This window comes from Thiohalophilus sp. (genome assembly GCF_031581315.1).
Classification (GTDB): Bacteria; Pseudomonadota; Gammaproteobacteria; order UBA6429; family Thiohalophilaceae; genus Thiohalophilus.
This window is the reverse complement of sequence record NZ_JAVLAZ010000127.1, coordinates 1-5,064: the sequence shown is the minus strand read 5'-3', so window position 1 is coordinate 5,064 and position 5,064 is coordinate 1. Positions and strand designations below refer to the sequence as shown.

Here is a 5,064-nt window from a genome sequence, read left to right as displayed (position 1 = left end):
CTAGCACCTAATTCAAGGGTAGGCCGGACATAGCGCAGCGGTGTCCGGCAACCCGAAAGATGCCCGATACCGCTGCGCTATATCGGGCCTACAGACTGAAAGGAACGAGGGACGAGGTACGAGTGACGAGTGACGAATGACGAGGGTTCTCCCAACTCACCCCACCGATGATAGGAGCGGCTGCGCCGCGACAAGCCCTGTCACGCAGCACGATCTATCGCACCGAAGGCACCCTTGCAAGCGATCGGTTCAGGGTATTTTACTCGTACCTCGTCCCTCGGCCCTGTATTTCGGAGCCACAGGTTAGTGATCTGATATCACCCTTTCGGAATTTCGTTCAGACAAATTCACCGACAAAAGACTTGCCGCGTTGATAGTCTTCCAGTCGTCGCCCATAGCCGCGACGTCGTTCAATCCCGCCGGTCAGCTGCCGGTAATCGGCCTGACTGCTCTGGCGTCGATCCCGATGCTGACGACGTTCGCGGCGAGGTCGACTGGCCGGTGCCGCACCTTTCACCTCGATAGGCTGGCTCTGGGTCTTGCCCAGTTGCGTCAAAATACGCGGCAGCGGAAACTGCTCCAGATATTCCGCGGGCAGATCCAGCAGGCGGGATTTGAACTCGTCGGGAGCAAACAGCATGGGAATAATATTGTTATAGTAACTGGCTTGCGGGCTCATTCTAAGAATGTCCCTTTCCTGTTCCAGATAGCCCAGCTGTTTCAACACCCGGACAAGTTCCCCGAATACCTCCTCCAGATTAACACCGTATTTCTGCCTTACCGCCTGCAATGAGATTTCGGTGAAACGCAGTTTACTGGTGATTTCCCGCGCCATTTCCATTTCCGGCGACAACACGTCAACGCTGACGATCGGCGGTTTGCCTTCATCCAGCAGTTGATAATAGGATTTCAGCGTCATGGCGTTTTGATAGGGTTTGCGCGGTGCATAGCCCTGGGAGGAAATCCCCAGAGCCAGCAAGGTCAGATTATCCCAGCGGCGCAACTGATGCTCATAGGACGCCGCCTCCGGCTTGACAAAAATATTCTGCAATACCGCACGATAGCCCTGACTGTCCAGATAATCGCTGGCCCGCGAAAACAGCGCTATCTTGCGTTGATAGTGCTCGTCCTCGGGCGGGCCTTCACCGGCATGCGTCTGGCAGCGCTGGCGATCCAGGGCATAGATAGAAAGGCTGGGAATATCCAGTTCAACGAAGGTTTCCAGCGTATTACGCAGCGCATGGTCCGATTCACCATCAAAACCGTACATGGTATCGACATTAACGTTGCCGATGACCCGCCGCGCATAGGTCAGCTCTTCGATGGCCTCGTTGACCGAGTAATAGCGGTTCATCCCGGCCAGCAGCGCCTCGTCCAGGGTCTGGATACCATAACTCAGACGATTAACACCAAGGGCCCTGAGCAAATCTACCTTCCCCGGTGACAATGTCCCCGGTGCGGCCTCGATAGTGATCTCCGCCTCCGGGGCAAGATCAAAATGCTGTCGTATACCTTCGATAAGCCGAATTAGCAGATAATCATCCAGATAGGTCGGTGTACCGCCACCCAGATAAACCGATTCACAACTCTGTCCTTCCATATGCGGGGCATACAACTGCATCTCGCGCAGCAAATAGTCAACATACCTGGCTGATTGCTCTACCCCCTTGCCGGGAAAAACGGTGTAATAACAAAAATTACACAATGTTTTGCAAAACGGGGTATGCAGATAAAGACTGTAACGTCCCGGAATAATGGCAGGTTCGGACAGCAGTTGCGCCACCAAACCCGGTTGCGAAGCCGGCGGCAGAATCGGCGGCGGGAAGGTCCAGTCAAAGCAGGGGTAGAAATCGTTTTGCACCTGCAACAGTTCCGGCAGACGGGTTTCAAGATCATGAATTTCCGCCAGCGCGGCGGGGGTCGAATCGCCGGCTATCACCTGTGGCGTACGGGTCAGTCGGGATTTCTTGTTAAAATCGGGGCGAAAACGTTTCATGGCCACCTCCCTGTGTTGAGTTGTCTTGTCCGATACCCTTCGTACAATTAAACTAGCCAACTCAGAAAGCCGTGTCCGTCAACCTCATCACGTTTTTATGTCTGCAGAAAATTTTTCGATCCCCGACTGGATCAACTGGATCGCCCAGGATGCCAATGGCAACTGGTGGGGCTACAGTGCCGAGCCCCATCAGCATGACCGGGGCTGGTATGAAAACGAGGTCGGTCGCTGCCAGCTTCTGGCTTCTGACCGACCCGATTCGAACTGGCAGGAAACATTGCGGCGCGTTACGCGCCGGAACATCCCCTGAAACTGAAGATTACCGGATAACCGGTGAATGAACGGATTTCAGATCGAGCGCGCCGGAATGAGAAATGGCGAGATGCATGTTTGCTGTGTGAGTCGGCAAACATGCATCCGGATTCGAATACAAAGAAGGGATTACTATCCGCGAAGGGGTCTAACGTATCAGCGCTGATAATGCAGCTTGATATTACCCCGGCGGCAATAGAGATTGGTCCGATCCGACGTCTGGCAGCGGGCCGTCAATTGCGGTTCCTGCCAGCCCTGCTCCGGTTTCAGACCGTGCGGATCAGCCTGCATACCGCGTGATCCCGCCTGATCCAGCTTGACCGCATTATAATTGTATCTGACCTGGAAACTGCCATCGGCATTGAAGTCGGTTAGTGTCGCCTTGGTGGTATAGGTGACGCGCATGCCATTGATGACCCGCTGTTTTTCGCTGGAGAAACAGACGACTTCCTTATCCGAAGCACTCAGGCAGTGGGTGCTGGCCGACGGCAAAAAGTCGGCCGGTTGAGCCTCCCGTTGCCATTTGTTATTTAACACCAGTTCAGCGAGGTTGGGGATATTGACGCGCCGGGTCGATGCCGGTTTGCTGGAAGCGGCCGCCGCCTGTTTTTGTTGCGCGGCTCTGGCCCTGGCCTGCTGTTCGCGTTTTTCACGCAGCGCGGCTTCGCGCGCACGTGCCGCTGCAGCCTGTTTACGTTTTTGTTCCTCGGCCCGGCGCTGCTTTTCGGCCTGTTCACGCTGGCGCTGCTCTTCTTTCCTGGCGGCAATACGGCGCTTCTTTACCGCCTCTTCGCTACGAGCAAACGCGGCCTTGTTCATGCGCTCCCTGGCCAGGGTATTGCCGTTTTCCGCGGCCTGTTTATACCATTCCATGGCCTGCTTGAGATCGGTTTCCACCCCCATGCCATTTTCGTACATCACACCGAGTTTATACTGGGCAGCCCCATGCTGCTGTGCGGCGGCCTTGCGGTACCACTCGAATGCCTTGCCCATGTCTTCCTCTGTGCCCCGGCCTTCTTCATAGGCATTGGCCACATAATATTGGGCATCGGCATCGCCCCGCTCGGCCAGGATCATGTCCAGCTTGAACTGGCCGGCATCGGCCATCAGCGGCGCGGAAAAACCGATACCGGCCAATGCCGTCAGCACCACCAGAATCTTGTAAAAATAATTTGTCATCGTCTTCTGCCTGCTATGCGTACAACTTACTTACAGATTGACATTACCCGGGCGGCCGGTCCCTTGCAGGGATCCGACTTGAATTGCTCGTCGTCACTCTTGGCCTGCTCGGGCTGGCTTTCTTTCGGCGCGGGTTTGTTAGCGGCTTTGGCTTTGGCCCGGGCTTCGGCCCGGGCTTTTTCCAGCCGGGCCCGCTCCTGAGCCTTGCGCCGGGCTTCGGCCTGGGCTTTTTGACGCTCGAGCTCTTTGGCCCGGGCCTCGGCTTCACGCCGGGCCTTTGCCTCGGCCTGCCGACGAGCCTGCTCCTCGGCCCGCTGTTTGGCCTGGGCTTCCTGGCGGGCTTTTTGCCGGGCGGCTTCCCGTGCCTTACGCGCCTCTTGTGCCTTGCGTTCGGCCTCGGCGCGGCGTTTTGCCTCCTCGGCGCGACGCCGGGCTTCACGGGCGCGCTCGGCCTCCTGGCTGGCGGCCTGGTTTTGCGCCTGGCGGGCACGTTTCACGCGTGCGATGGCCGCCTGGGCATCGCTATGCCCGGCTGCCCGGGCCTTTTCATACATTTCGAGCGCCTTGTCGTAACTCTGCTCGGTGCCCTGGCCCTGTTCATACATTTCGCCCAGCTTCATCATGGCGCCGGCACTGCCGTTGTTGGCCATCTTTTGCTGGAATGAAAACAGGCTTTTCAGCGGATCGTCCTGCGCCACGGCAACACCACCCAGCACCAGGCCCAGCAACACAATGGAAAGATACTTTTTCATTATCGAATGACTTCGCCAGTTAAGTTAAATAACCGATTGCAGAATAAGGTCGGCCCTCCGTAGAGGGCCGACAGAACGATGATCAGGGAATGATCAGTACCACGTTGACACTCTTGTCGAGGTACTTGCCCTCGATATACCCAATGGCGCCCGGATTCCGGGCCACCCAGTTTTTTACGGCCTCATCACCCGCGATAACCCGGGGCGGTTTGCCCTTGCCGGTGAACTTGAGTTTGGACCAGTGGCGATTGACTGCACTGGCCGACTTTCTGACCACCGCCCTGTAGAACTTCTCGCGGACCGGGCTGTTGGTAGACTGATCCACCGGTTTGGCCGACACGCCGTTGGGAAAGCTTTTACTGTTGCCCATGTAGATATCGGCGACCTGTTCACGGGAGACACCGATTTCCTTGACGCCGGGATGAGTGATAACAGCAATCTCGGCCTGGACGCTCTGAATACCGGCCAGCAACAATACCATTACCGCCGTCTTGCTTAAGACATTCTGAAACTTACGCATTGGACTCTCTCTTAAAAAATCGTATCGAAGGTAACGGTATAGATATTGCCGTCTTCCACGGTGCCTTTATTGAACAGGCCGTAGGTTCCCCCGGCCGAGTTCGCTTGCGGCTCCGAGTTCATGATTTCAAATTTGATCGCGGACGCGTCACCGATTTCGGTGCGCAGACCCAGGGCCATGGATTCCTGGACCTGGGCGACCGATGATTTGAAATCACCTTCGTCGATTTTGGCGTAAGTGACATAAGGCAGGAAGCGATCTACCCGGTAACCCAGGGTGAGATAATAGGCTTCCTGATCGGGAAA

Annotated in this window: 5 protein-coding genes and 1 pseudogene; 1 reads left to right on the top strand and 5 read right to left on the bottom strand. The window is 56.3% G+C overall.

Annotation, left to right across the window (positions count from 1 at the left end; all coding sequences use genetic code 11):
- Positions 1-337: 337 nt before the first annotated feature.
- Positions 338-1,996, bottom strand: a complete 1,659-nt coding sequence (locus RI563_RS12475; protein ID WP_310694713.1) for a coproporphyrinogen-III oxidase family protein — start codon at positions 1,994-1,996, stop codon at positions 338-340.
- Between the two features lie 97 nt (positions 1,997-2,093).
- On the opposite strand from RI563_RS12475, the gene RI563_RS12470 reads away from it, so the two are divergent.
- Complete coding sequence (locus tag RI563_RS12470) at positions 2,094-2,306, top strand: hypothetical protein (protein WP_310694712.1); 213 nt, start codon at positions 2,094-2,096, stop codon at positions 2,304-2,306.
- A gap of 158 nt (positions 2,307-2,464) precedes the next feature.
- On the opposite strand, the gene RI563_RS12465 is transcribed toward RI563_RS12470, so the two are convergent.
- From RI563_RS12465 to RI563_RS12450, 4 genes and pseudogenes are all read right to left on the bottom strand, one after another.
- Positions 2,465-3,487, bottom strand: coding sequence for a tetratricopeptide repeat protein (locus RI563_RS12465; RefSeq protein WP_310694711.1), 1,023 nt, complete (start codon positions 3,485-3,487; stop codon positions 2,465-2,467).
- A gap of 26 nt (positions 3,488-3,513) precedes the next feature.
- Positions 3,514-4,239, bottom strand: a complete 726-nt coding sequence (locus tag RI563_RS12460) for a hypothetical protein (RefSeq protein WP_310694710.1) — start codon at positions 4,237-4,239, stop codon at positions 3,514-3,516.
- Positions 4,240-4,321: 82 nt separating this feature from the next.
- On the bottom strand, positions 4,322-4,759 hold the full coding sequence (locus RI563_RS12455; protein ID WP_310694709.1) for a phosphate ABC transporter substrate-binding protein: 438 nt from the start codon (positions 4,757-4,759) through the stop codon (positions 4,322-4,324).
- An 11-nt stretch (positions 4,760-4,770) separates the two neighbouring features.
- A pseudogene (locus RI563_RS12450) lies at positions 4,771-5,064 on the bottom strand (hypothetical protein); the annotation flags it as partial.

Bases quoted from the DNA above. Each gene is read 5' to 3' on its own strand.
- RI563_RS12475 (WP_310694713.1), bottom strand. From the start codon at position 1,996: ATGAAACGTTTTCGCCCCGATTTTAACAAGAAATCCCGACTGACCCGT.
- RI563_RS12470 (WP_310694712.1), top strand. From the start codon at position 2,094: ATGTCTGCAGAAAATTTTTCGATCCCCGACTGGATCAACTGGATCGCC.
- RI563_RS12465 (WP_310694711.1), bottom strand. From the start codon at position 3,487: ATGACAAATTATTTTTACAAGATTCTGGTGGTGCTGACGGCATTGGCC.
- RI563_RS12460 (WP_310694710.1), bottom strand. From the start codon at position 4,239: ATGAAAAAGTATCTTTCCATTGTGTTGCTGGGCCTGGTGCTGGGTGGT.
- RI563_RS12455 (WP_310694709.1), bottom strand. From the start codon at position 4,759: ATGCGTAAGTTTCAGAATGTCTTAAGCAAGACGGCGGTAATGGTATTG.